This is a genomic window from Pseudoalteromonas sp. OF7H-1 (assembly GCF_022347825.1).
GTDB classification, from domain to species: Bacteria; Pseudomonadota; Gammaproteobacteria; order Enterobacterales; family Alteromonadaceae; genus Pseudoalteromonas; species Pseudoalteromonas maricaloris.
On record NZ_JAKRFX010000003.1, the window covers coordinates 212,594 to 237,531 of the forward strand.

Below are 24,938 nucleotides of genomic sequence, written 5' to 3' on the forward strand. Positions count from 1 at the left end.
TATTAAAACTCGCCTTGGAACCATTTTGTAACACGGTTCCACCAACTCCCCTCTGCATCTACTTTCGACTTCTGTGCATTCATCGATTGTAGTGAACGGCCGTATTGTAACAAACCTACCGCCGTTGCATATGCAGGGTCATCCACATAATCTGTTAACCCCTTAATGCCAATTGGTTTCCCTATTCTTACTGGCATTTGGAATATATCTTCTGCGACTTCTTGTGCACCTTGCATCTTGGCACTACCACCAGTGATAACAAGACCTGCCGCAATTTGATCTTCAAAACCTGAGCGACGTAATTCTTCTTGCGCAAGCTCAAACAGTTCTCTAAATCTTGGTTCTACCACTTCAGACAAAGTATGACGAGACATTACCCGAGCAGGACGTCCACCAACACTTGGTACTTCGATGGTTTCTTCACTTGATGCCATTTGGCTCGACGCGAAGGCATATTGTACTTTCAGAGACTCGGCATGCGAAATAGGTGTTCTAAATATTTTTGCTATATCGCCAGTGACCTGATTACCCGCAACCGGGACCACGGCAGTATGACGCAGCGCCCCATTCACATAAATCGCAATATCCATGGTGCCACCACCAATATCTAATACCGCAACACCAAGCTCTTTTTCGTCTTCAGTCAACACCGAGTAACATGACGCCAAGGCGTTAAACGTTAATTGGTCTACCTGTAAACCACAGCGTTCAACACACTTTTCAATATTCTTTGCCATGTCATTCGAACACGTAATGATATGTGCTTTCGCTTCCATCCTTACGCCACTCATGCCTAGCGGGTTTTTGATCCCCTCTTGCATGTCGATGCTATATTCTTGCGGCAATGAGTGCAGCATTTTGCGTTCGGCAGACATAGGTACAGAACGTGCAATGTGAATAACATTGGCAATATCATCGTCTGTAACTTCAGCATTATTTATTGCCACCACGCCACTTTCGTTTTGACACTGAATATGTTTGCCTGAAATCCCTAAATAAACCGAGCTTATTCTACAATCAGCCATTAGCTCTGCTTCATCTACAGCGCGTTTAATAGACTCAGAAACGAGGTCTAAATCGTTTACCCCGCCCTTATCCATGCCGTGAGACTCTTGGCGTCCGACACCGACAATACTAAGTTGATTGTCCACAGTGATCTCCCCAACTGTGGCGACGACCTTTGATGTGCCAACATCTAATCCAATCACTAAGTTTCTTTCTGCCGACTTTGTCATGCTTCACTCTTGTTATTTTGTTGTTCTTGCTGCTCAGTAGGTTCTTTCCAACTCACTGCCAGTCCCGTGTCGTAGCGTAAATCAATGACATCGATTACTTTACCTTCAGGGCGTTCCATACGTGGATACACGTCAATAAAACGCTGTACTCGTTTGGCTTTATCTTCACGCCCTAAATTTAAGCGGATCCCATTGTCCAGCCATAGCTGCCAAGCAAATCGTTCTGAAAGCGCTAAACTTTCCAACGTAAACTGATTTACCGCCAACAAGGCTTTAAACTGCTTAAATGTTTGCCATGCTTCTTCAGCACTCCCTTCAGGGCCGTATAATTCAGGCAGCCCTTGCGGCAATTTGTTACTGCTCGCTTGGAATACTTCGCCATCATCATTGAGTAATGAATCGCTATTCCAATGCGCAACCGGCTTATGTTCCACTACATAGACTTGCAGCGTATCCGGCCATTGTTTTCTGACTGACACTGTCGCAATCCAAGGTAAAGACTTTACTGCCTTGTGGACTGCTTTTACATCAAGCTCAAAAAAACTATTTAAATCTGCGGTTTTAATTGCCGCCACAATGTCATCTTCATTGGTATAATGCGGTTTACCGAGCACTTTGAGTGTTTTTATTTGCGCATCATGATGTGCAACTAACCAATCACTTACCCAGTATGTTCCTCTTACCAATGTAAAAATCACCACAAAGAAGAAGCCAAGTCCCCAAAAAAGGGGCCAGTTCACTCTTGAACCGATCAGCTTCAACCCTGCCAAAAATGCTCGCATATTAAAGCGTTTGCTCCAAAATGCGAACAACTAATTGTTCAAAACTTACACCCGTTGCTTTTGCTGCCCTCGGTACCAACGACTTTTCGGTCATACCAGGTACGGTATTTACTTCGAGTAGATAGAAATGACCATGCTCATCTTGCATGGCGTCAACACGTCCCCAACCAGTGGCACCAACCAATTCAAAAGCGTGCTTTGCCATCACTTGTAATTGCTCAGTGTGTGCAGCGCTAATATCCGCCGGACAATAATACTCAGTACTGTTGACTTGGTATTTGGCTTCATAATCGTAAAAACCACGAGGCGTACGCATTTCAATAACAGGCAATGCCTCTTTACCAAGCATAGACACGGTAAACTCGCGTCCAGTGATCCATTGTTCAACGAGAACTTGATCGTCAAACTTAAAGGCATTATTTAATGCCGCAGTCAGGGTTTCCTCGCTGTCTGCCTGAGCCATACCTATGCTTGAGCCTTCGTGACTTGGCTTTACCATGACTTTGCCAAACTCAGCGATTAGCGCCTTAGCATCAAAACCCGTCTCTTTGCTTACGACAGCATAAGGTGCCGTACTTAACTTGGCAGACTGAAATAGATGCTTACAACGGACTTTATCCATTGCAAGCGCACTACCAAGTACACCGCTTCCTGTATATGGTATCCCCATAAACTCAAGCGCACCTTGAATAGTGCCATCTTCACCGCCACGGCCATGTAGTGCAATGAATACGCGATCCACACCAAGGTCTTTAAGTTGCCATAAATTACGTTCTGCTGGATCAAAAGCAATCGCATCTACACCCTGATTAACGAAGGCATTTAACACTGCATTACCAGACTTTAGCGACACCTCTCGCTCCGCTGAACTACCACCAAGTAATACGGCTACTTTTCCAAACTGACTACTCATAATTCACTCTGTTTTAATTGCGCTATCGATAGCCCGGTTGCGGCTAACTGCTTCACGATTTGACCTATATTGCCAGCCCCTTGCGTCAACACTAAGTCACCATCTGCCATGGTGCTTGCCAACACTTTCGCCAATTCACCATGGTCACTGATATGGATAGGCTCGACGCCACGTTGACGGAGACTACGGCACAAACTTTTACTATCCGCACCAACGATGGGCGCTTCACCGGCACTATATACATCTAACAGCAGTAGTTTATCAACATCGCAAAGCACTTTTACGAAATCTTCATATAAATCGCGTGTTCGACTATAGCGATGTGGCTGATAAATCATAACCAAACGCTTATCAGGCCAACCAGATTTAGCTGCTTTTATCGTCATCGCAACCTCAGACGGATGGTGGCCATAATCATCAACCAACATCACCTCACCCACTTCATTATTGAATGAGCCGTAATGCTGGAAGCGACGTCCTACCCCTTCAAAATTGGCTAGCGCCTGATAAATCGCTTCGTTTTCAATATTGTGATCTTTTGCAACCGCAATAGATGCCAGCGCGTTCAATGCATTGTGCTTACCTGGCATATTTAGTGTCACTTCAAGTAACTCACCGTCTTTGGTTCTGACTTTAAAGTGTGATTCACTTTGTGTTTGCTTGAAGTCCAGTAACTGATAATCCGCATCGTTAGCCTCACCGTACGTGATGGTCGGCCTTGCAAAGCGTGGCAATAATTCTCTCACGACTGGCGAATCGATACACACCACCGCCAGACCATAAAATGGTAAGTTATGGATAAACTCGATGTAGGTGTCTTTCATTTTTTCGAAGTCACCGTCGTAAGTATCCATGTGGTCTTCTTCGATATTTGTTACCACCGACACCATCGGCTGCAAATGCAAAAACGACGCATCGCTCTCGTCCGCTTCTGCGATAAGGTATTCACTGCTGCCGACTTTGGCATTACTGCCAGCACTATTGAGCAAGCCACCAATAATAAAGGTTGGATCCAGCTCAGCCCGCGCAAAAATACTCGCGATCAGGCTCGTCGTTGTGGTCTTACCATGTGTTCCTGCCACCGCAATCCCGTGACGAAAGCGCATCAACTCGGCGAGCATTTCGGCGCGACGAACGATTGGCGTACGGTTTGCCTTCGCCGCTTGGATCTCTGGGTTTTGGTCGTTGATGGCACTCGATACCACAACCACATCAGCCATTTTTACATTTTCAGCTTGGTGGCCGATAAAGATCTCGGCGCCCATATTTGTTAATCGCTCTGTCATCGTACTTTTAGCAATATCTGAGCCTGTAATTCGGTAACCTTCAAAGGCCAGCACTTCTGCAATCCCACCCATACCAGCACCACCAATCCCGATAAAGTGGATGGTGTTGATACGTCGCATTGCTCTTCTGCTTGAAGCTTCCATTTTATATCCTAGTTCGATAATTCTGTACAAATTTGGGCAACTTTCGCTGTTGCCTCCGACTTACCGCATTGTCTCGCTTTTGCTGCCATGGTCGCAATTTTTTGCGGCTCAATAACAAGTGGCTGCAGTGTAGTTGCTAGCATTTCTGGCGTCAGTGCAGTTTGCTGCAATATAAAAGCTGCCCCAGCCGACACTAAAAATTGCGCGTTAGCCGTCTGGTGATCGTCAACGGCATGTGGGAAAGGCACAAAAATCGCCGTTTTCCCAGCTGCGGCTATCTCACTCACAGTAAGCGCACCGGCACGGCAAATAACAAGGTCGGCCCAAGCGTATGCGGCATCCATATCATGAATGAACTCGCTGACCTCAGCATTAATGCCTGCACTTTCATATCGTTGTTGTGTATCGTCTTGGTTATGTTTACCGCTTTGATGACGAATATTTAATCCGATACTGGCCACCTGTTCCTGAAGTAACTTGAGTCCTTCTGGCACGGTTTCATTCAGTGCTTTTGCTCCCAATGAACCACCGACAATTAATAGATTTAACGGCACTGAAACCGGTTTATCGCTAATCTCAGCAACACTTGCACGTACCGGATTCCCCACAACCTGAGCGAGCTTTTCACTGAATGCGCCGGGAAAACCAGCCAGTACGCGACTTGCAATTTTCGCCAGCAACTTATTGCTCATACCCGCAACCGCATTTTGCTCATGGATCACCAAAGGGATCCCAAGCAGTTTCGCAGCAACACCTACAGGACCTGTTACATAACCGCCCATGGCTAACACCACATCAGGTTTACGCTGTTGTAAAATACGCTTTGCTGCAAGTACCGCTTTTAAAACCATAAATGGCGCAGTTAGTAATCGTTTGACTCCGTTACCACGTACGCCTTTCATGGCAATAAAATCAATTTCAAAACCGTAACGCGGCACCACATCCGCTTCCATTCTGTCCGCAGTGCCAACCCAGCTCACTTGCCAAGCCTGCGCTTGTAAAAATTGTGCCACTGCAATACCTGGAAAAATATGTCCACCTGTACCGCCCGCGACCACTAGAAGACGTTTTGTCATCGTCTACCTCCACGGGATGTTGCCTGCCTTGTCGACATTTTTGTCTCAAAATCTATACGTTGTAGAATGCCCGCCGCAATTGTCATCACCCAAAGGCTAGAGCCACCGTAAGAAACAAATGGCAGTGTTAAACCTTTAGTGGGTAAAATGCCAGCGCTCGCACCAATATTAACGACTGCCTGAAAGGCAAACCAAATACCAATGCCCAAGGCAAAATACCCTTCGTATTCTTTGCCTGCTTTAAGGGCCTTTTGCCCGATAAAAAGCGCTCGAGTAACCAATATTCCGAGTACAATAATTATGCTAAATACACCAATAAAGCCCAGTTCTTCCGCTATTACAGCAAAAATAAAGTCATTATGTGCTTCCGGCAAATACTGTAGCTTTTGTATGCTATTGCCCAAGCCTTGACCAAACCAGCCACCTTGGCCGTATGCCATTAATGATTGTACCAATTGATAACCAGCGCCAAATGGATCTTCCCAAGGGTTTAAAAAGCCCACGACACGCTTCATACGATATGGCTCAATGATGATAAGCAGTACCACCAAAGAGACACCAGTAAGCATTAAAGTAAAAAACTGCCAAAGCCTTGCACCGGCTAAAAACAACAGACCAACGGTCGTCACAAACATGACCACCACAGTACCTAAATCCGGCTGCATCAAAATTAAGAACGCATACACCGCAAACACAATCATTGGCTTAGCGAAACCTTTGATGTTTTCTTGTACTTCATCGCGTTTACGTACCAAGTAGCCGGCAATATAGCTGAAGAAAAATAGCTTAGATGCCTCCGCTACTTGCAAACCAAAAGGACCAAGCGGGATCCAGCGCCTTGCACCATTTACTTCGCGACCAATAATGAGTACCGCCACTAACAGTACCAAACCAAAAAGCAGCAAATATGGATTACTGCGTTTCCACCAAGTCATTGGCACACTCGTCGCAAACCAAAAGAGAATAAACGAGCCCACTAAAAAGATAACGTGGCGAATGGTAAAGTGAAAAGGGTTATCAAACAGTCGCTCGGCAACCGGCATAGAAGCACTTGTCACCATCACAAATCCCACTCCAATAAGCATGAGCATGCAGTACATCAAAGGTACGTCAAATAAGCTCTCGGACTGGCGAGGCGTTAGCGCCTCTTTGATATCAGCGACGTTAATCAAGCATGTTCCCCCACTAAACGGACGAACTCATCCCCACGCGCCATATAGTTTGGATACATATCTATGCTGGCACAGGCTGGTGCTAATAGCACAATATCACCATTGGTCGCTATCGTTTTTGCCGCCAACACGGCTTCTTCTAAATTGTTGACCTGATGGCTATTGCGCAGCAGTGGCATAAACTGTGCGCCGTCTTGTCCGAAACAAAATAGCGCTTTGCAATGCGTAGTGAGTGGTGTCTTGAGCGGTGAAAGGTCTGCCCCTTTCGCATCACCACCCACAATCAAAATAATGTTTTTTCGGCCTGAAGCCAAAGAATCAATAGCGGCGACCGTCGAGCCAACATTCGTTGCCTTTGAATCGTTGAAGTAACGAACCCCTGCAACATCGGCAACTAACTGACAACGATGAGGTAACCCCGTGAAACTCGCAAACGCGCTGGCAAATGCATGCATAGGCAATTGCATCGGCGCTAATAACGCTAATACCGCCAAGGCGTTAAATTGATTATGTCGCCCCACCATCGACAACGTTTTTACCGCTAGCAGTGGTGTTTGTTTGTGTGCGAAATGCGGCTCACCGTCAAAGGTCATTAAGTGATAATCCCCCTCAGTGAGGGATACACTGCTGCCTTGCCCATGCTGCGCAAAGGTATAATGATCTTCAGCATTAAAGACAATATGTTCAACATGCTGGTAAATACGTTGCTTCGCTTCGATATAAGCTTGAAAATCAGGATAGCGATCCATGTGATCTTCAGTAATATTGAGGATCATTGCCGACAAACAAGCCAAGCTATGCGTGGTTTCAAGCTGAAAACTAGACAGCTCGAGCACATAAACATCATGCGGCTGCTCTAACAACGACAGCACAGACGTGCCAATATTGCCGCCAAGCCCAACTTTTAAGCCTGCGGCTTTCAATACTTCTGTCGCGAGCGTAACAACGGTGGACTTACCGTTAGAGCCCGTAACGGCAATCACTGGACGGGTATTGAGGCGTGCAAATAGCTCGATATCGCCGATGACTTCAACGCCTTCGGCAATGGCTGCGGCAACGCTTTGTTCAAATAACGGGATCCCAGGGCTGATGATAATCAGATCCGTTTGCGCCAAAGCGGCATCAGCAAGATTGCCAAATACCGCTTCACATTCAGGTGCGTTGTGACTTAGCCAATCCGAGCCCGGAGGCACTGGACGACTATCAACCACTTTTGGATTAATACCGTGCGACAGCAGAAAACGCACAATCCCCTGTCCTGTGACTCCAAGTCCCAGTACCGTGACATGCTTTTTCTGTAATTGCTCAATATACGTCATTATCTAATCTTCAACGTCGCAAGACCGGCCAAAACCAAGATAATCGAGATGATCCAAAAACGGACTATCACGCGTGGCTCAGGCCATCCTTTTAATTCGTAATGATGGTGAATAGGGGCCATTCTAAAGATCCGCTGACCTCTGAGTTTGTAAGACCCTACCTGTAAAATCACGGATAATGCCTCCATCACAAATACACCACCCATAATGATCAGCACTAACTCTTGGCGTACTAAAATAGCGATGATCCCGAGTGCACCACCCAGCGCCAATGAACCAACATCGCCCATAAAGACTTGTGCCGGATAAGTGTTAAACCATAAGAAACCAAGGCCTGCGCCAACAATCGCCGTACATACCACAACCAATTCACTTGTGAGTGGCAAATGAGGAATATGAAGGTAGCTTGAGAAATTAGCGTTACCAGTCACGTATGCAATAATCGCGAGTGCTGAGGCAACCAAAATGGTCGGAACAATGGCGAGTCCATCCAAACCATCAGTCAGGTTAACTGCGTTTGACGTACCCACAATCACAAAGTAGCTCATGACCAAATAGAACAAACCAAGTTGTGGTAATACATCTTTCAAAAATGGCACGACTAACGTGGTTTCCGCAGCGCTGGTGGACGTAAAGTACAAAAATGCCGCCGTAGATATCGCAATAACCGACTGCCAGAAGTACTTCCAACGTGCAATTAGGCCTTTACTGTCTTTTCTGATCACCTTGCGGTAATCATCCACGAACCCAACAATACCTAAGCTGCCAATGACAAATAACGTCACCCATACATATTTGTTGCTAAGGTCGCCCCACAGTAGCGTACTGGTAAAGATCGCAGCCAGAATTAACAGTCCACCCATGGTTGGCGTACCCGACTTAGACAAGTGCGATTCAGGGCCATCATCACGTACGGTCTGACCAATTTGCATACGTTGTAATGCAGCAATAAGTTTAGGGCCAAAATACAACGAAATCATTAAGGCCGTTAAAATGCCTAAAATCGCCCTCAGCGTAAGGTAAGAAAATACGTTAAACCCAGAATAATATTGGGTAAGATACTCGGCTAGCCAAACTAACATGATACTTCTCCTGTCTCGCTATCCGACTGGCCAGCGTTTACTAATTCTTCAACGAGCAGTTCCATCCGCGCACTACGTGATCCTTTAACGATAACGGTGCATTGCCCTGATTGCTCGGCCAATACAACCCGTAACGCCTTCATTAAATTCTCGCGAGTCGAGAAATGACGATTTGGCTTTTCAAATACATTGCTTGCGCTGCTACTCAGCACCCCCAATGAAAACAATTCATCAATGCCTTGCTGCTTAGCATACTCGCCGACTTCACGGTGATATTCGCGGGCATCTTCACCCAGTTCTGCCATATCACCCAACGCCAATACTTTATAGCCAGACATAGATGCCAGTAAATCAATCGCCGCGTTGACAGATTTCACATTCGCATTATAGGTGTCATCGACGACACGCAGCGTGTCCGAGACTTGGATCATGTTGACACGGCCCTTTACTTCAGCCATTTGTTCAAGACCCGTTGCCACCTCACTTAAGCTTGCGCCCAGTTCAGTTGTCAATGCTGCCGCAATCAACGCATTGCCAACGTTGTGCTGGCCACTAAGCGGTAAACTAATGGTGGTACGCTCTTCACCTTGGCATAGCGTGAAGGTAGGGCGAGCTAGCTCATCCAACTCAATTGCCTCCACCCAAATATCAAGCTGAGCATTTAAGCTATAACGTTTCACTTTAGAAACAGCTAAGCTTTCCTGCCACATCTGAGCATAATCACTATCCGCATTGATGACTGCGACACCGTCAGCTTTGAGGCCTGAGAAAATCTCACCTTTCGCTTTTCCTACGCCATCAATGGAACCAAACCCTTCGATGTGGGCTGGTGCGACGTTACATACTGTCGCTACGTCTGGACTTACTAATGCAGTGGTATAAGCAATTTCACCCAAGTGGTTAGCGCCGAGTTCTATCACCGCATATTCATCATCTTCACTTAAGCGCAATAGCGTCAACGGTACCCCGATGTCGTTATTAAAATTACCTTTCGTCGCAAGGACTTTGCCTTTTTGCGCCAAAATCGCCGCACACATTTCTTTCACTGTGGTTTTACCAACACTGCCGGTAATTGCAATGGTTTTAGGGGCAACGGTTTCAATTACTGCTCGGCCAATTTGGCCTAAAGCAATGCGCGTATCTGCAACAACAAACTGTGGTAAATCGATATCTTCATCGTGCTCAGAAACAATAGCTGCAATAGCACCTTGCGCTTTGGCCACATCCAAGAAGCGGTGGCCGTCAAAGTTAGGCCCTTTAAGTGCTAAAAATACCTCTCCAGACTGTATTGTTCTGGTATCAGTATTAATATTGGCGACTGCCAAATTCTCCCCGTCGTAAGGGGTTTTTAAGACTGCTGCAAGCCAAGAAAAATCCATCTTGATCATGCCTTTTCCCCTCGTAAAATCGCTGCAACGCATTGCCTATCACAAAAATCAATGCGCTCAGTACCTATAATTTGATAATCCTCGTGCCCTTTCCCCGCTATCAACACCACACTATTTTCATCAGCTAGGTCTATCGCGTGTTGAATGGCTAGCCCTCTATCAGGCTGGCAGACAGCATACTCAGGGTGGATGAGTCCTGCCTTAACGTCATCAATGATTAAATTGGGATCTTCACTTCGTGGATTATCGCTGGTGATCACCAGTTTATCTGCATATTTCTCTGCAGCTCGTGCCATTTCAGGACGCTTACCTTTATCTCTATCACCACCACAACCAAACACACAGATAAGATTGCCCGGTACATGTGCTCGCAAGGCTTGTAGTGCGAGTGCCAAAGCGTCTGGGGTATGAGCATAATCAACAATACACGTAGGTTTTTCAGGGGCACTAAATGGCTGCATACGGCCTGCAACTGGCGCAAGTTGGCTGCAAGCTTCGCTTAATGCTTCAAGACTTGCGCCTTGCAATAGTAAAGTCGCAATCGCAGCAGCTAAATTATAAAGATTAAACTCACCATACAGTGGCACACTGACTTCACATTCACCCCAGCTGGTTTTTAACGTCGCTGTTAAACCATTTGGATGTGCCGACACGGCATCAAAGAATACGTATTGTTGGTAGCTATTTTTTTCAGTCCAGCGACCGTAAACAACCACAGTGTCGTCGCCGAACTCAGCGGCCCAACTTGCACCTACTTCGTCGTCAATATTGATGACTTTGTGATTTGGCGCACAGCGAGTGAATAGCTGTTTCTTGGCTTCTGCATAGCTTTGCATATCACCGTGATAATCTAAGTGATCGCGCGTCAAATTGGTGAAAACAGCCACATCAAAGTCGCATTCGTCAACTCGACCTTGCACCAAGCCATGGGAAGAGACCTCCATCGCGACTTGATCATATTGTTGCTGTAAAAACGCTAAAATACGTTGTAAATCTACGTTTGACGGCGTGGTGTTTGCCAGCGGAATAAGGCTGTCTGGTTGACCATAACCAAGCGTACCTATCACAGCACCAGCACTACCGGTTAGGCTAGCTAAATTGGCAATCATCGCTGTCGTGGTAGATTTACCATTGGTGCCAGTAACGCCTGTGAGTTTGAGCTTTTTACTCGGGTATGCATAAAACTGCGCTGCAATTGCTGCCAACTTATCAGCAAGATTATCGATAAAAATCGCTTGCTCTGGTGCAACATTAAGCTCGCTTCCCGTTTCTGCAAGCACACATTTAGCGCCTTGCGCAACGGCACTGGCGGCATATTTAGCACCGTCTTGGGCATGACCTTGCAGTGCAACAAAACAATCACCCGGCTCAATCGCTCGACTGTCTATGCGTAGATGCTCAACCTCAACAGCGGCAATATTGACACCATAATCACTGAGTACCTGAGCCAGATCACGCATCGTTATCTGCTCCAGAAATATAAGCCACACGCTCTTTATCAGGTGCTACGTTTAGAATTCTCAGTGCATTAGACATAATTTCAGCAAAAGCAGGCCCTGCGGTTTGACCGCCATAGTAAACATCTCCCGCTGGTTCATTGACCATCACCACAACCGCAAGCCTTGGGTCACTTACCGGTGCAACGCCCGCAAAGTAACCAACGTACTCATCACCATAGCCACCCGCAACCGCTTTTTCTGAAGTACCTGTTTTACCTGCGGCACGGTATCCATCAACTTTTACGTTGTGGGCAGTACCACCACGTTCAAATACTGACTCCATCATCTCTACCACGGCATGTGTATCTTGCTCGCTAAAAATACGCTTGCCTTCAGGAATTTCATCTTGCTTCACAATAGTGAGTGGTCGCAAGATACCGCCGGCTCCAAACATGGCGTAAAGTCTCGCCATTTGTGCAGTGCTTACAGATACTGCGTAACCGTAAGAGAGTGTCGCAATTTCAAAGTTAGACCAACGGCGGTTTGGATAAAATAAGCCAGCGCTTTCACCAATCATGTTTGAGCCCGTTGGCTCACCAAAACCCACTTCTTGGTATAAATTGATAAAATACTCTTTTGGCAGCATTTGCGAGATCTTCGCAACTCCCATGTTACTGGAAATTTTAAGGATCTCTCTTAAGCTCAGCTCACCATTGTTGCGAGTATCTTTCACTAAGCCACCGCTTAAGTTCATCCAGCCCGGATAAGTATCTATCGTGTCTGTTGCCTTAACTGCACCATAATTTAAACCAGCCAATACCGCTAAAGGCTTTAAGGTTGAACCGGGTTCAAATAGGTCAGTCATAGCACGATTACGACGCTTATAAGGTGCAGCAGTACTTAGATCGTTAGGATTAAAGCTTGGGCTATTCACCAAAGCTAAAATCTCGCCAGTGTGTACATCAACAACTATCGCCGAACCAGAGGTAGCTTTATAGCTCAGTACCGCCGACTTTAACGCGCGATAGGCAATAGCCTGGATCCGTAAATCGATACTCAAGTAAACATCTTCTGGCTCAACACGCTGTTCTTCTGAAAGTACTTGTACTTCACGACCCTGCGCATCTTTACGAATGGTGCGTTTACCAGCCGTACCGGTTAATGCAGAGTCGAACATACGCTCAACGCCTTCTATACCTTTGCCATCAATATCGGTAACACCAATCATGTGCGCCGTTACTTCGCCGCTTGGGTAAAACCGTTTGGACTCGTCAAGCAAGTGCACGCCCGGCAGGCGCATTTGACGAATATAGTTGGCAACAACCGCTGTCACTTGACGCTTCAAATAGACAAAACGACGGCTTGGGTCTCCCCTAAGCCGTTCATCGACATTTTCTGGTTTAAGTCTGAGCACATCTGCAAGCTCTTTCCACCTGAGCTCATCATCGTACCAAGCTTGTTTCCGTATTTTCAGCTCAGCATCGTTTTGCTCTAACGCTTTATAATCTTCACCTTCTTTACGGGCTTTACGTAACACTTTTTTGGCAAGTGCCTTATCAATGGCAAGGGGATCAGCATAAACGCTCACAACCGGCACACTCACAGCCAGCTCTTTGCCATTGCGGTCGAAGATCATGCCTCGTTGGACATTGAGTTTCTCAACCCGTACAGTGCGCTTATCATTTTCTTCAATGGCCTTATCGGGCTCAATTACTTGCAAAAATGCAGCGCGTGCAACAAGCGTCATAAAAACGGTGAGCATTACGCCGCAAACTAGAGCAAAGCGCCAGGTGATAATAGATTGAGATTTTTGCTTTTGTTTATTCATGGCAGCACAATCACCTGTTCATCTTTACTGGTTGGGCGTTTCATCTCTAACTGCATCTTGGCTATCTCTTCAATCCTTGCATGCTGGGAGTAAAACTCTTCTTCTACAACGAGATATCGCCATTGTAGGTCTAGCTCATCGCGCTGTTGCAATAACTCATCCTGCTGTATCAATTGCTGGCGAGTTAAATGGGTAATTTGCACTACCGCGAGTGCAGAAATCAAAATCGTAAGTAGCAAGAATGCCGTCAACTTATTAGCAATGATGTAATAGCCTATTTCTACAAATAGATTCGGTTGACGTTGCTTACTTGCATTCATTAGAGTTTCTCCGCCACTCTTAATACTGAGCTTCGCGAGCGTGGATTTTGTGCAATCTCTGCATCGCTAGGCTTAATGGCTTTACCCACTGCCTTTAAGGTGAGATTTTGTTTAAGTTGTTCATCCGTTAAAGGCAGACCTCTGGGTATCGCCTCTCCCTTACTCTGCTTCTTGATAAACTGCTTTACAATGCGATCTTCTAGAGAATGAAACGAGATCACCACTAACCGACCACCAGGTTTTAACACCTCAAGTGACGCTTGCAATGCAGTCTGAATTTCTTCTAACTCGCTGTTAATATAAATACGAATGGCTTGGAAAGTACGAGTTGCGGGATGCTTGTGTTTGTCCTTGACAGGCACAGCTTCATCAATCAATTGCGCTAATTGCGCTGTGGTTGTAATCGCGGTGTGCTCACGTACTTCAATGACTTTACGAGCAATACGAGTGGCAAACTTTTCTTCGCCATACTTTTTGATCACGAATACCATTTCTTCAAGCTCTGCTTCAGCTAGCCACTGTGCAGCGCTGCGACCTGAATCAGGATCCATACGCATATCTAGTGGCCCGTCTTTCATAAAGCTAAAGCCACGGTCTGCATCATCAAGCTGAGGTGAAGACACACCAATGTCCAACAAAATGCCATCAACCTGACCTAAGATACCGGCTTGTTCCGCGACAGATTTAATTTGCGAGAAGCGGCTTCGCGCTATAGAGAAACGTGTATCATCAGCAAACTTTTCAGCCGCCTTAATCGCTTGAGGGTCTTGATCTATGGCTTGTAAACGCCCAGTCGACAATCTTTTGAGGATTTCACCTGAGTGCCCACCACGACCAAACGTCCCGTCGATATATATACCTTCAGGGTTAATTGCTAGGGCATCTAGGGTTTCGGTCATTAATACCGAAATATGCTTAAACTCTTCGCTCATTAATTTGTTTACCCCTACAAGGAAAAGTTTTCCAATTCAGGGCTTTCCTCAAAGTTTCCTGAGTGTTCAATTTCGGTATCTGCCTGCATTTGCTGATACCAGCGTTCTTCGTCCCAAATTTCAAATTTATTGAGTAACCCAACTAGCATGATCTTTTTGCCTAATTGCGCATGGGATCGCAATGAAGGCGCCAGTAAAATTCGGCCATTTTTGTCTAGTTGGTATTCTGTAGCATGACCTAGCAACATCCGCTGCCAACGTCTCACTCTGGGATTGGTATTAGAGATGCGACTTAGTTTGGTCTCAATTTCTAGCCATTCGGAGAGTGGGTAGAGCCACAAGCACGGTTCGTTGATCGCAATAGTACAAATAACAGTTCCCTGATCTTCGGACAGCAGCGGTTGACGGTACTTAGTCGGTACCGCAAAACGCCCTTTGTCATCCAAAGCTAGCGAACTTGCACCTCGAAACATGCGTGATCCTATTTCTAAGTTGGTTGATCCAGTTTGATCCACTAAAACCCACTTTTTACCACAGAAGAACAGTCTAGGGCTTGACAAGCACTTTTGTCAAGCTCAGTCGGTACCTTTAACGCCTTTGAAAGCCAGAAAAATCGCGGGATTTGTGGAAGATCATGAATTTTGTGGAAAAAAGTGGAGAGATGAAAAAATGCCATATTTTTTGGCCGGATAATCACGTCATACTTTCAAATTAGAAATTAAAAATTCCATTTGTTAACCCTTGCTTAAGGATGCTTTTGCAGCTGAATTATTTATGCAAATTAGCTTGGTTGTCCCTACTCGATTCGGTATCATTCGCGCTCTCTGATCAGCTCCATAGGTGGGATTATTCTGAAATCTTCAATACAGTTTCGATTTTATCGCTTACTCGTTCTACTGTGCTTGCCATGTCTGATCATTATTTTATTTCTATTATGTGAGCAACGTCAGCAGGCATTAACACAACAGTCACAACAGGCGCTGCATTACGCCAAACAAGTTGCGGCGATCCAGCAGGTAGAACTCGCAGATACAGAACAAGTGTTACAGCAACTGTCGACCCGTATTGATCACCTTACTGTAGAGCACGGTAAATGTCCGCCGCTGCTTTATCACGCGATGCTGCTCAGCCCCAACCTAGCTAACCTTGGCATAGTTGACGCTCAAGGGAACGTACTTTGTACTACGCATCAAGCAGATCAACGCGAGATCAATATCGCCGATCGTGGTTACTTTAAAACCGCAATGCGCACTGCCCAGTTTAGTATTGGTGAGTATCAAATTGACCGCAGCATGCAGCGTGCAACAGTCAACTTCGCGCTACCAATTTACGATGATCAGCAACAATTTTTATTTATGCTTGTTGCGGTGAAAGGCTTAACGCATTGGAGCCAGACCCTTGCAAAACTGCCTCTTCCTGTTGGTACTCGGGTAATGATTGCCGACGCTAAAGCGCAAATCATTGCGCAATATCCAGCAGCAAATGCAGAACTTGGCCGTGCTGTTAGCAGTTCTTGGCCAAGCGATTTAAGCACACAGGCGACGCTACTAAATACCCCAGAAGGCAATCGCTTGGTGTATGTAAAGCAATCACTCAATAACGGCAACCGAGCGTTACAAATCTACTTTAGTTTCGATTTTGAGTCCCAGTTGAGCAGCATAGACAAGCGTTTTGCGCTCTTTTTAGGGATCTTCTTTGTGCTTGTATGCATTTTGTTTTGGCAAACCCATTGGCAATTAAAACAACAGCTTTTAAAACCGCTTAGTGCACTCAAGCATGCTATTGCAAAGCTTGAATCGGGCAAGCAAGATCCCCGTTTTGATGCAACCAAAGTACCCAGTGAATTTGAGCATATCGCCGAGCGTTTTGCTCATATGGCACAAACACGCCTAGCCGCTGAAGACAATGCAAATCATAGACTTGCAGTTGTAAAAGCCTTGATTAATGCACTCCCCGATAGCTATGTGCGCTTAGATCAACAGGCTCAGATCTTATCTCGCTATGGTGATTATACCGATAAGGCACAAACGCTGAGAGAGTTGCTACCAGAACATATTTATAAGCGGATCCGAGCAGAACTTGCACTGCTAAACGATAAAACCTATGTGCAACTCGAGTTTTCTCCAACCAGCAATCAAGTAGTTGAATGTCGCCTGTGCGCCATTGAATCCCATCCTCAGGCGTTGCTGATTTTCCGTGATATTAGTCAACGTAAGCATCAAGAAGAGGCACTAAACCTTGCAGCATTGGTGTACAACAATAGTAGCGAGTGCATGATCATCACGGATGCTAATGGCTTTATCTTGGACGTCAACCTCGCCTTTACGCGTGTAACTGGTTACTCACGCTCAGAGGTGCTGGGTAAGTCCACTGCCATGTTAGGATCGGGTCAACACGACCGTAGCTTTTACGAATTAATGTGGCAGCAGCTTAACGAACACGGCCGTTGGCAAGGTGAGATTGTCAACCGTAAGAAAAATGGCGAGCTTTACACCGAATGGCTAACTATTGATAGCGTTTATGATAGCAACCGTGAGATCTATCGCCGTGTCGCGATCTTCACCGATATTACCGAAGTTAAGCGTAAAGATGCGCTGATCTGGAAACAAGCACATTTTGATGAATTAACCGATCTTCACAACCGCGTAGGACTTAAAAAGCACTTAAAAAAGCAGGTTGCCAGCGGACAACAACAAACCGCCGTGCTGTTACTCGATCTCGACAATTTCAAAGATATTAACGACACTTTAGGCCATTATTACGGCGACTTACTCTTAAAGTTAGTCGCGCAACGTTTAAAGAGTATGGCTCCGCATGCGTTTTTATCTCGCATTGGAGGTGATGAGTTTGTCTTTGTGTTGGAAGATGACGAACACAAAACAACATGCAAAGCATTGGCCTCCCAGATCCAATCTGCACTCAAACAACCGTTTGAGATCAAAGATGAGCAGTGCCATATCACAGCAAGTATGGGGATTGCCACTGCACCAACAGATGGTAATGGCGCAGAAGCCCTATTAAAGGCCGCCGATCAAGCAATGTATCGAGCAAAGCAACAAGGTCGCAATGGCTACGTGATTTTTGATGACACCTTACGCAAAGTCGCAGAATCTAGAATGCAAATGCTCAAAGGTATTCGTACTGCACTGCATAAAAATCAATTTGAAATGCATTACCAACCCATAGTGTCACTTGCAGATAATCGCGTTGCTAAAGCAGAGGCCTTGATCCGCTGGCGACACCCTGAGCAAGGCATGGTCAGCCCGGCTGAGTTTATTCCGTTAGCCGAAGAAACCCAGCTTATTCACCATATTGGAGATTTAGCCTTTGCGCAGTCTGTTGACACGTTGACGCAACTACAGCACTTAGGCCATACAACACAAATTAGCATCAATGTTTCACCGGTCCAATTTGCCGCTAAAAATTGCACCTTGGCAAGCTGGAGTGACAAACTCACGACGCTTGCGATCCCCCCTGAGCACTTGGTTTTAGAGGTCACTGAGGGAATGATGATGCACAATGATAGCCGCACAAAGCAACGTGTTGAACGCTTAAAGCAGCAAGGTTTTCAATTTGCGTTGGATGACTTTGGCACGGGTTACTCGTCACTTGCGTATCTAAAACAATTAGATTGTCACTTTGTGAAAATTGATAAGCGCTTCGTCGATGGCATCGCAACCAATGCAGACGATTTAACCCTGTGTGAAACCATTATTTTGATGGCCCACCGCCTTGGTTTAAAAGTCATCGCTGAAGGCGTTGAGACCGCGACTCAGCATCAGCTATTAAAACAGGCTGGATGTGATTTTGGTCAGGGTTATTACTATTCAAAGCCGCTACCACAACGCGAGTTTCTAACCTTAATGACAGAAAAAAGCCACATTGCTGTGGCTTAACTGAAGTTACTTAAATCTAGGTGCTTGGTTTATTCAGTTAAACCAAGCGCAGTCATCATTTTGTTTGCAACGTCCACATGGTGCTGCATGGTTGAGAACTGCTTAGTTACGCCTGCAGGACCGAAAGTATAAACCGGTACTGGCGCAGCCGTATGCGTACCAGTACCCCACACTACGCTTTGCTCTGAGGCAATCGCGCGAGCGATTTTTCCAGTGTAATCTTCTTTAGCGTATACATAGAAGTCACCGAAGTCCTCAAACGCAGGGATCATCGTTGCATCTTTGTCGTCATAAACACTTTGACCAACCTTCTCTGCATTATCTAGCGTCACCGTGTAAGCCGTCATATCTTCAATGGTCGCTTTCCAAGTTGGGCCCGATACATTTTCATAGGCTTCATCAGGCGCAGCTTCAGCAAGAATATCGAAGAAGGTGCCTGTTTGCGCGTAGAGCTTGTCTAGTTGCGCAAGTGGGCCAAAGTTAAACTTAGGATGATATTCTTTAGCAACACCATTTACATACATACCATCGCCAGATAGCGTTTGTGCTTCAGGACGCTCATGCTTTGAATAACTAAAGCCAAAACTACCCGTTTCATGGTCCGCAGTCACAACGACTAGCGTATCGTTACGGTCTTTTACCCACTCATGAACAGCTTCAACGGCTTCATCAAATTTAAGCAGCTCGTTTAGCATCCAACCTGCATCGTTTGCGTGACCCGCCCAGTCAATTTGACCACCTTCAATCATCAAGAAAAAGCCATCTTCATCTTTAGACAAGATATCAAGCGCTTTCACCGTCATTTCTTTTAATGAAGGCTGAGTACAGCTGTTGCTCTGTTGACAAGCTTTGTAAGCAATTGCGTCACTCATACCAGAGTTTGCGAATAGACCTAGTACTTTTTCGCCTTCAAAACTGCTTAATTGTGCTTTATCAAAAGCAAGGCCATAACCATGTTGCTCTTTTGCTTCAACAACTAGGTTAGTTTCATCTCCACGCTTTGAACTTTTATATACGCTACTAGGCATGCCAAGTGCATCAAGTTGTGCTTTTACTTCAGCATTGTCAGGCGTGCTCTTTGGTACAAATACGCGAGCGCCACCAGATAACATCACGTCAACGCTGCCAGAGCGAACTAATTGCTCAGCGATTTCAGCTTCGTATGAACGGTGCGGCATATGAGCAGCAAATGCTGCTGGCGTCGCATGCGTAATACGTGTATCTGAAACAAGACCCGTCGCTTTACCCGCGGCTTTGGCTTTTTCTAAGATAGTCGCTACTTTATTGCCATCGGCATCAAGGCCTATCATTTCTGAGCCTGCAGCAAGGCCGGTTGCTAATTGAGTTGCCGAACAAGCAGAGTCAGTCACTAGACTGCCAGTTGCGCCATGTGGTGCGTTCATGGAAAGACCTAAGTGGCCACCCGCAGCAAGTTTAGAAAGCGCAGTTTGATTGCCTTTGTTTTTATAAGTTGAGTTTGGCGCGCGCTGAGCATACTCTTCAAGTAAGCCAACTTGCTGTGGTCCCATACCGTCACCGATCATAAGGATCACATTTTTTACTTGTGTCACTTCTTGCACTGGTACTTCTTTGATGACTTCAACTTCTTTGATCACCTCAACGGTTTTTGTATCATCATCACACGCGGTAAGTAGAATTGCAGAGATAGCAACTGTAAGTAACTTTTTATTCATTGTACTGTTCCTGAAACGTAATATTTGTCTGTAAGGCGGGCACAGTCTAGGCGCGTTACATGACTTTTTTATTTCAACAAAGTGACAAAAAATATTTTATTTCACAATAAGTTACAATATAACAGTACAATTCAGATACGAAATCATACGCTATACCAATTGTTATTTAGAGTAATCACTCTCGACCAGAAGCACTGGTAAATAATTTAGAAATGGGTCGACTGGATAATCCAAATACAAAAATGCTGAGCAGCACTGTTGCCATCGCCACTTGAGTAATTTGCAAACCATTTGGCAACTCTTCGCTGAGTAGCATTAAGGTGAGCACCACCGAAGCCAACCCCTTGGGGCCAAACCAAGCTAACGTAAAGCGCTCTTTGGTTGTCAGTTCACCACCTAACAAGCAGAGGAATACCGGGATCAATCTAAACATGGCGGTTGCTAACACTGCGTACACCCAAACCTGCCATTGGGTAACGTTTAGCAGCACTACACTGGCCGACAAACCAAACACAATCCAGATCATAAAAGCCGCAAATTCGGCGAGATGCTCCCCTTCTTCGATAAGCTGATCTTTAAACTCATCACGATAATACTTATCAAACAGCAAACCGCTGACAAATGCAGCGATAAAACCGCTGCCATGCAGAGCTTGGGTTACCGAAAAAACTAAAAAAGCGATGCCAACAAAGAGAAAAGGGCTGGTTTTAGACGCAAAGTAATGATGTTGATAGGCGCGTTTAAGTAACCAAATGATCACCCCAGTCAGTAACCCCGCGACAACAAGTGCAATCCCCACTTCACGTATAAAAATCCAAGCAAATGATTCAGTCGTCGCTTGCATTCGCTCAGCTAATACTCCCAGTAAAAACAGAAATACCGGAATACATAGGCCATCATTCAAGCCACTTTCCACATTAATTGCCTCACGCAATCTGGTGGGCACGGACTTATCCTGAATGAAGGTTTTGCATAAAGTAGCATCAGTTGGGGTGATGATCACCGCAATTAAAAAGCAAGCCAACCAAGATAACTGAAACAGCTCATGGGCCACCCACGCGCCAAATACCATGGTTAATGGCAGCCCGAGTAATAATTTAACCGGTAACTGGAAGCTGTGAGATAACACCCGTAATCGCGTTTTTGCAGCATCGGAAAATAAATAAATCGCAAGTGTCAGCTCAATAATCGGCAACCAAGTTTGTAGGCCATTAATATCTACCGCTAAAGCTTGTTGCCCTCCTTCAATATTACCAAGCACAAAGCCTATCGCCCCGCCCGTTAGCACAAACCACATAGGTGCGGTGAGCTCCGCCCTATCTAGTTGTCGAGCTGTAATGCTATAGATAAAAAGAGAAAGTCCAATCGCCGCAATCAAAGCATAAATCACGTTGCCATTCCTTTACTGAAAACTTGCTGCTGATAACGCGAGTATGACAAATCTTATTCAGTTAAGCCAAACATCTAACAACATCCTCCTATCTCCTATAAAGCGAATTAAACAACAAAGAGCTGCAGGCACTAGTTAATTTTTCACCTTTGTGTCATCGGAATGTAAAAAACCGTCATTACTCTATCTGTAACAAACTGGACTAGACCAGAAATTCAACCCAAACTTTTGAGAAAAGAGCAATGAAAAAACTAACCCAAATCGCTGCTGCCGTGTTACTCGCCACCAGTCCCAGCTTATATGCTGCGACAGGTAAACTTGTTGGTGTTGTAAAAGACCCACAAAGTAATCTGTCTGGCGCCGTTATCTCGGTAAAAGGCCAAGATGTGTCCACTGTGTCTGATTATCGTGGTCGCTTTGAACTGCCAAAACTAGATGCTGGTCGCTACACCTTAGTCGTGAAATATATGGGTTATCAGGAAACTGAACTTCAGGTTGAAGTAACTGATGGCAAAGTCACTACATTGTCTCCAATCTTATTAAACCACCAACAAGCGATGGAAGAAGTAGTCACGGTTGGGCAAATCTTCCGTGGCGAAATGGCCGCAGCAAATAACCAAAAAAATGCCAGTAATATCAAAAGTATCATTTCTGCCGATGGGATTGGTAAATTACCAGATAGAAATGCCGCTGAAGCCGTGCAACGTATTCCAGGTGTGTCGATAGAGCGTGACCAAGGTGAAGGCCGCTTTGTTGCAGTGCGCGGTTTACCGTCACAATGGAGTTCGGCCAGCATCAACGGTAACCGCCTTCCAACCGCTGAAGAGGAAACCACCAGCCGCGCTACTGCGTTCGACTTTTTTCCAAGCGAATTGATTGAATTTGTGGAAGTGTCTAAAGCTATCACCCCTGACATGGAAGGCGATGCGATTGGCGGTAATGTTAATTTCGTGACCAAAAAAGGCGCTGATGATTTTATCCTCAAAACCAACTTCGCTGTGGGCCAAAATGAGCTAGCCGATGGCACAAACTATTCTGCCAATGTGGTGTATGGCGACCGTCTACTCGACGACAAGCTAGGTTTTATCATTAACGCCACAGCTTGGCAGCGTGATTGGGCAACCGATAACTATGAGCCGCGTCGAGGTAACGATGGCTTAGGCATTTACCGTTTAGAGCTGCGTGATTATACAGGAACCCGTGAAACTTATGGCTTAAATGGCTCGCTGGAATATCAACTTGAAAACGGCACGCTCAGCGCCAGCGCGCTATATGGCACACTGATTGATGATGAAACCCACTATAAGCACAGGCTGCGTTTTGATAAAGACCGTGCTGAGCTGCAGCATATTCGCAACGAACTCATCACCGAAATGCAAGGCTTTGAAATTGCGGGTGAACATGACTTTGGCTTTGATAAAACGCTCTCTTGGCAACTAGCCACGTACGAAAATGAGTTCCGCTATGGCGACAAACCCAACCGTGAAGACAACAGCTATTTTGTCGCCCGTTTTGATCAAAAAAATGTGGGATATGTTGGACTTGAAGACCGCGATACCGGTAAAAATTATGCCTACAACCAAGTAGACGGCGGCAGCGATCCTTGGAGCGCCATAAGTAATCACTTCCCCTCGGGCTTTACACTCGATCCAAGCAAAATGGGTTTGTCTTGGGTTGAGCTATACAAAGTCTACGTCAACGAAAAAGACAGATTGGTAGCCAATGCCGACTTTGACTGGCAATACAATAACCAGCTAGCCGTTAAATTTGGGGCAAAATACCGTGACAAAGTCCGTAAAGCTGACTTTGCCGACGAGTTTTACGCGTGGGACAGCGAACAATATGGTGCCGCGCCAACGCTTGCAGACTTTGCTCTAAGCGATCAACCCGGTCGCAGCGATTACTTAAGCGAAGCCAAGTTTGATTATCGCACGCAGTTGTCGCAGGTGGCTTCCACCGATGCTCTTGCTCAGTTTTGGACGCAAAATCGCAATAAGTTCAAGCTAGATGCGGGTGAATCAGCACTCATCAGCAACGGTGGAGCACTGGGCAGAAACTTTGATGTTGAAGAAACCCACACCTCGCTCTACAGTATGGCAACTTACCAAGCTAACGACAACTGGGAAGTATTAGGCGGCTTGCGAGTTACCCGAACCGATACCGAAGTGTCTGGCTACACCTATTTAGCCGACGAAAACAAAGTTGTTGATACCACCAACAGCAATGATTATTGGTCCATATTACCCGCACTACATGTTACCTATCGTGCCAATGACGATACCAATTATCGCCTCGCACTAACTCGCACCTTTGCCCGTCCTGATTTTGGTTCGTTAACACCAGGCGCAACTTACCTTGAGCAAGACAACCAGCTTAACTCAGGAAATCCAGCGCTCGACCCTACCTACTCAAATAACCTCGACTTGATGGTGGAACATTATTTTGACCGCGTTGGCTTGGTCTCTGCGGGGGTATTCTACAAAGATATCCAAGACCCAATCTTCCAAGCCACCAGCGTTGGCAATTACAACAACAAGCAAGGCGTGACCATCATCCGTCCTGAAAACGGCGATAGCGCTTGGCTTGCGGGCATTGAGCTGGCATTTAACCGCGACCTTGGTTTTATTTCTGACAGTTTGAGCAACTTTGGGGTAATGACCAATGCGACCTTTATGGATTCTGAAATGCAGATCCCAGAGCGCACAGAAAAAGTGGCCATTCCACGCCAGGCCAATGAGCTTTACAACTTTACGCTGTATTACGACGACACCCGTTTTGCAGCTCGAATAGCGCTTAATCATAAAGGTGCTTATATCGAAGAGCACGGCGGCGATAGCCAATCGGATAGCTACTATGGCGCCAATACCAGCGTCGACTTTACAACGTCATACCAACTTAACGAACAAACGTTAGTTTACCTAGAGCTAAGTAACCTCACCAATGAAGCATTGCAGTACTACCAAGGTGAGCGGGGTCGTCCATTACAGGTGGAATACTATGGTATCCGCGGCATGGTCGGCATTAACTACCAATTTTAATACC

18 protein-coding genes are annotated in these 24,938 nt (G+C 45.8%); 2 read left to right on the forward strand and 16 right to left on the reverse strand.

The window, feature by feature from the left end; translation table 11 throughout:
* Positions 1–2 precede the first annotated feature (2 nt).
* The 14 genes from ftsA to mraZ are packed head-to-tail and all read right to left on the reverse strand — an operon-like array spanning position 3 to position 15,389.
* Complete coding sequence (gene ftsA, locus MHN30_RS05200) at positions 3–1,235, reverse strand: cell division protein FtsA (protein ID WP_239358824.1); 1,233 nt, start codon at positions 1,233–1,235, stop codon at positions 3–5.
* Positions 1,232–2,017 carry a cell division protein FtsQ/DivIB gene (locus tag MHN30_RS05205; RefSeq protein ID WP_045987930.1) on the reverse strand — a complete coding sequence of 262 codons (786 nt, stop codon included), beginning with the start codon at positions 2,015–2,017 and terminating at the stop codon, positions 1,232–1,234. Before MHN30_RS05205 ends, ftsA begins: the two co-directional genes overlap by 4 nt.
* Position 2,018: 1 nt before the next feature.
* Positions 2,019–2,930, reverse strand: coding sequence for a D-alanine--D-alanine ligase (locus MHN30_RS05210; RefSeq protein ID WP_130164872.1), 912 nt, complete (start codon positions 2,928–2,930; stop codon positions 2,019–2,021).
* Positions 2,927–4,360, reverse strand: a complete 1,434-nt coding sequence (gene murC / locus MHN30_RS05215; RefSeq protein ID WP_039494196.1) for a UDP-N-acetylmuramate--L-alanine ligase — start codon at positions 4,358–4,360, stop codon at positions 2,927–2,929. Before murC ends, MHN30_RS05210 begins: the two co-directional genes overlap by 4 nt.
* An 8-nt stretch (positions 4,361–4,368) precedes the next feature.
* Positions 4,369–5,436 (reverse strand): undecaprenyldiphospho-muramoylpentapeptide beta-N-acetylglucosaminyltransferase, encoded by a 1,068-nt coding sequence (murG, locus tag MHN30_RS05220; RefSeq protein ID WP_130126929.1) that lies wholly within the window; start codon positions 5,434–5,436, stop codon positions 4,369–4,371.
* Positions 5,433–6,608 (reverse strand): cell division protein FtsW, encoded by a 1,176-nt coding sequence (gene ftsW, locus MHN30_RS05225; RefSeq protein ID WP_069020757.1) that lies wholly within the window; start codon positions 6,606–6,608, stop codon positions 5,433–5,435. The genes murG and ftsW overlap by 4 nt, the downstream gene beginning before the upstream one ends.
* On the reverse strand, positions 6,605–7,927 hold the full coding sequence (murD, locus tag MHN30_RS05230; protein ID WP_239358826.1) for a UDP-N-acetylmuramoyl-L-alanine--D-glutamate ligase: 1,323 nt from the start codon (positions 7,925–7,927) through the stop codon (positions 6,605–6,607). Before murD ends, ftsW begins: the two co-directional genes overlap by 4 nt.
* Positions 7,927–9,009 (reverse strand): phospho-N-acetylmuramoyl-pentapeptide-transferase, encoded by a 1,083-nt coding sequence (mraY, locus tag MHN30_RS05235; protein ID WP_010368649.1) that lies wholly within the window; start codon positions 9,007–9,009, stop codon positions 7,927–7,929. The genes murD and mraY overlap by 1 nt, the downstream gene beginning before the upstream one ends.
* Positions 9,003–10,397: a UDP-N-acetylmuramoyl-tripeptide--D-alanyl-D-alanine ligase gene (gene murF, locus MHN30_RS05240; protein WP_010605804.1), complete on the reverse strand. Its 1,395-nt coding sequence runs from the start codon at positions 10,395–10,397 to the stop codon at positions 9,003–9,005. The genes mraY and murF overlap by 7 nt, the downstream gene beginning before the upstream one ends.
* Entirely contained in the window at positions 10,394–11,857 is a 1,464-nt protein-coding gene (gene murE, locus MHN30_RS05245; protein WP_239358828.1) for a UDP-N-acetylmuramoyl-L-alanyl-D-glutamate--2,6-diaminopimelate ligase, read from the reverse strand. Before murE ends, murF begins: the two co-directional genes overlap by 4 nt.
* Positions 11,850–13,664: a penicillin-binding transpeptidase domain-containing protein gene (locus MHN30_RS05250; protein WP_239358830.1), complete on the reverse strand. Its 1,815-nt coding sequence runs from the start codon at positions 13,662–13,664 to the stop codon at positions 11,850–11,852. The genes murE and MHN30_RS05250 overlap by 8 nt, the downstream gene beginning before the upstream one ends.
* Positions 13,661–13,984, reverse strand: coding sequence for a cell division protein FtsL (gene ftsL / locus MHN30_RS05255; protein ID WP_010368658.1), 324 nt, complete (start codon positions 13,982–13,984; stop codon positions 13,661–13,663). Before ftsL ends, MHN30_RS05250 begins: the two co-directional genes overlap by 4 nt.
* Positions 13,984–14,916, reverse strand: a complete 933-nt coding sequence (rsmH, locus tag MHN30_RS05260; RefSeq protein ID WP_039494187.1) for a 16S rRNA (cytosine(1402)-N(4))-methyltransferase RsmH — start codon at positions 14,914–14,916, stop codon at positions 13,984–13,986. The genes ftsL and rsmH overlap by 1 nt, the downstream gene beginning before the upstream one ends.
* A 14-nt stretch (positions 14,917–14,930) precedes the next feature.
* Positions 14,931–15,389: a division/cell wall cluster transcriptional repressor MraZ gene (mraZ, locus tag MHN30_RS05265; protein WP_010368661.1), complete on the reverse strand. Its 459-nt coding sequence runs from the start codon at positions 15,387–15,389 to the stop codon at positions 14,931–14,933.
* A 429-nt stretch (positions 15,390–15,818) separates the two neighbouring features.
* On the opposite strand from mraZ, the gene MHN30_RS05270 reads away from it, so the two are divergent.
* A complete protein-coding gene (locus MHN30_RS05270) occupies positions 15,819–18,812 on the forward strand; it encodes an EAL domain-containing protein (protein ID WP_239358831.1) in 2,994 nt (997 codons plus the stop codon).
* 29 nt (positions 18,813–18,841) lie between these two features.
* Here the strand turns inward: MHN30_RS05270 and MHN30_RS05275 are convergent, their stop codons facing one another.
* Positions 18,842–20,506: an alkaline phosphatase gene (locus tag MHN30_RS05275; protein WP_193522304.1), complete on the reverse strand. Its 1,665-nt coding sequence runs from the start codon at positions 20,504–20,506 to the stop codon at positions 18,842–18,844.
* 175 nt (positions 20,507–20,681) lie between these two features.
* A complete protein-coding gene (locus MHN30_RS05280; protein WP_193522305.1) occupies positions 20,682–21,896 on the reverse strand; it encodes a cation:proton antiporter in 1,215 nt (404 codons plus the stop codon).
* Between the two features lie 242 nt (positions 21,897–22,138).
* Here MHN30_RS05280 and MHN30_RS05285 point away from each other — a divergent pair, with 242 nt between their 5' ends.
* Positions 22,139–24,934 (forward strand): TonB-dependent receptor, encoded by a 2,796-nt coding sequence (locus MHN30_RS05285; protein WP_239358832.1) that lies wholly within the window; start codon positions 22,139–22,141, stop codon positions 24,932–24,934.
* Positions 24,935–24,938 lie beyond the last annotated feature (4 nt).

Bases quoted from the DNA above. Each gene is read 5' to 3' on its own strand.
- ftsA (WP_239358824.1), bottom strand. From the start codon at position 1,235: ATGACAAAGTCGGCAGAAAGAAACTTAGTGATTGGATTAGATGTTGGC.
- MHN30_RS05205 (WP_045987930.1), bottom strand. From the start codon at position 2,017: ATGCGAGCATTTTTGGCAGGGTTGAAGCTGATCGGTTCAAGAGTGAAC.
- MHN30_RS05210 (WP_130164872.1), bottom strand. From the start codon at position 2,930: ATGAGTAGTCAGTTTGGAAAAGTAGCCGTATTACTTGGTGGTAGTTCA.
- murC (WP_039494196.1), bottom strand. From the start codon at position 4,360: ATGGAAGCTTCAAGCAGAAGAGCAATGCGACGTATCAACACCATCCAC.
- murG (WP_130126929.1), bottom strand. From the start codon at position 5,436: ATGACAAAACGTCTTCTAGTGGTCGCGGGCGGTACAGGTGGACATATT.
- murD (WP_239358826.1), bottom strand. From the start codon at position 7,927: ATGACGTATATTGAGCAATTACAGAAAAAGCATGTCACGGTACTGGGA.
- mraY (WP_010368649.1), bottom strand. From the start codon at position 9,009: ATGTTAGTTTGGCTAGCCGAGTATCTTACCCAATATTATTCTGGGTTT.
- murF (WP_010605804.1), bottom strand. From the start codon at position 10,397: ATGATCAAGATGGATTTTTCTTGGCTTGCAGCAGTCTTAAAAACCCCT.
- murE (WP_239358828.1), bottom strand. From the start codon at position 11,857: ATGCGTGATCTGGCTCAGGTACTCAGTGATTATGGTGTCAATATTGCC.
- MHN30_RS05250 (WP_239358830.1), bottom strand. From the start codon at position 13,664: ATGAATAAACAAAAGCAAAAATCTCAATCTATTATCACCTGGCGCTTT.
- ftsL (WP_010368658.1), bottom strand. From the start codon at position 13,984: ATGAATGCAAGTAAGCAACGTCAACCGAATCTATTTGTAGAAATAGGC.
- rsmH (WP_039494187.1), bottom strand. From the start codon at position 14,916: ATGAGCGAAGAGTTTAAGCATATTTCGGTATTAATGACCGAAACCCTA.
- mraZ (WP_010368661.1), bottom strand. From the start codon at position 15,389: ATGTTTCGAGGTGCAAGTTCGCTAGCTTTGGATGACAAAGGGCGTTTT.
- MHN30_RS05275 (WP_193522304.1), bottom strand. From the start codon at position 20,506: ATGAATAAAAAGTTACTTACAGTTGCTATCTCTGCAATTCTACTTACC.
- MHN30_RS05285 (WP_239358832.1), top strand. From the start codon at position 22,139: ATGAAAAAACTAACCCAAATCGCTGCTGCCGTGTTACTCGCCACCAGT.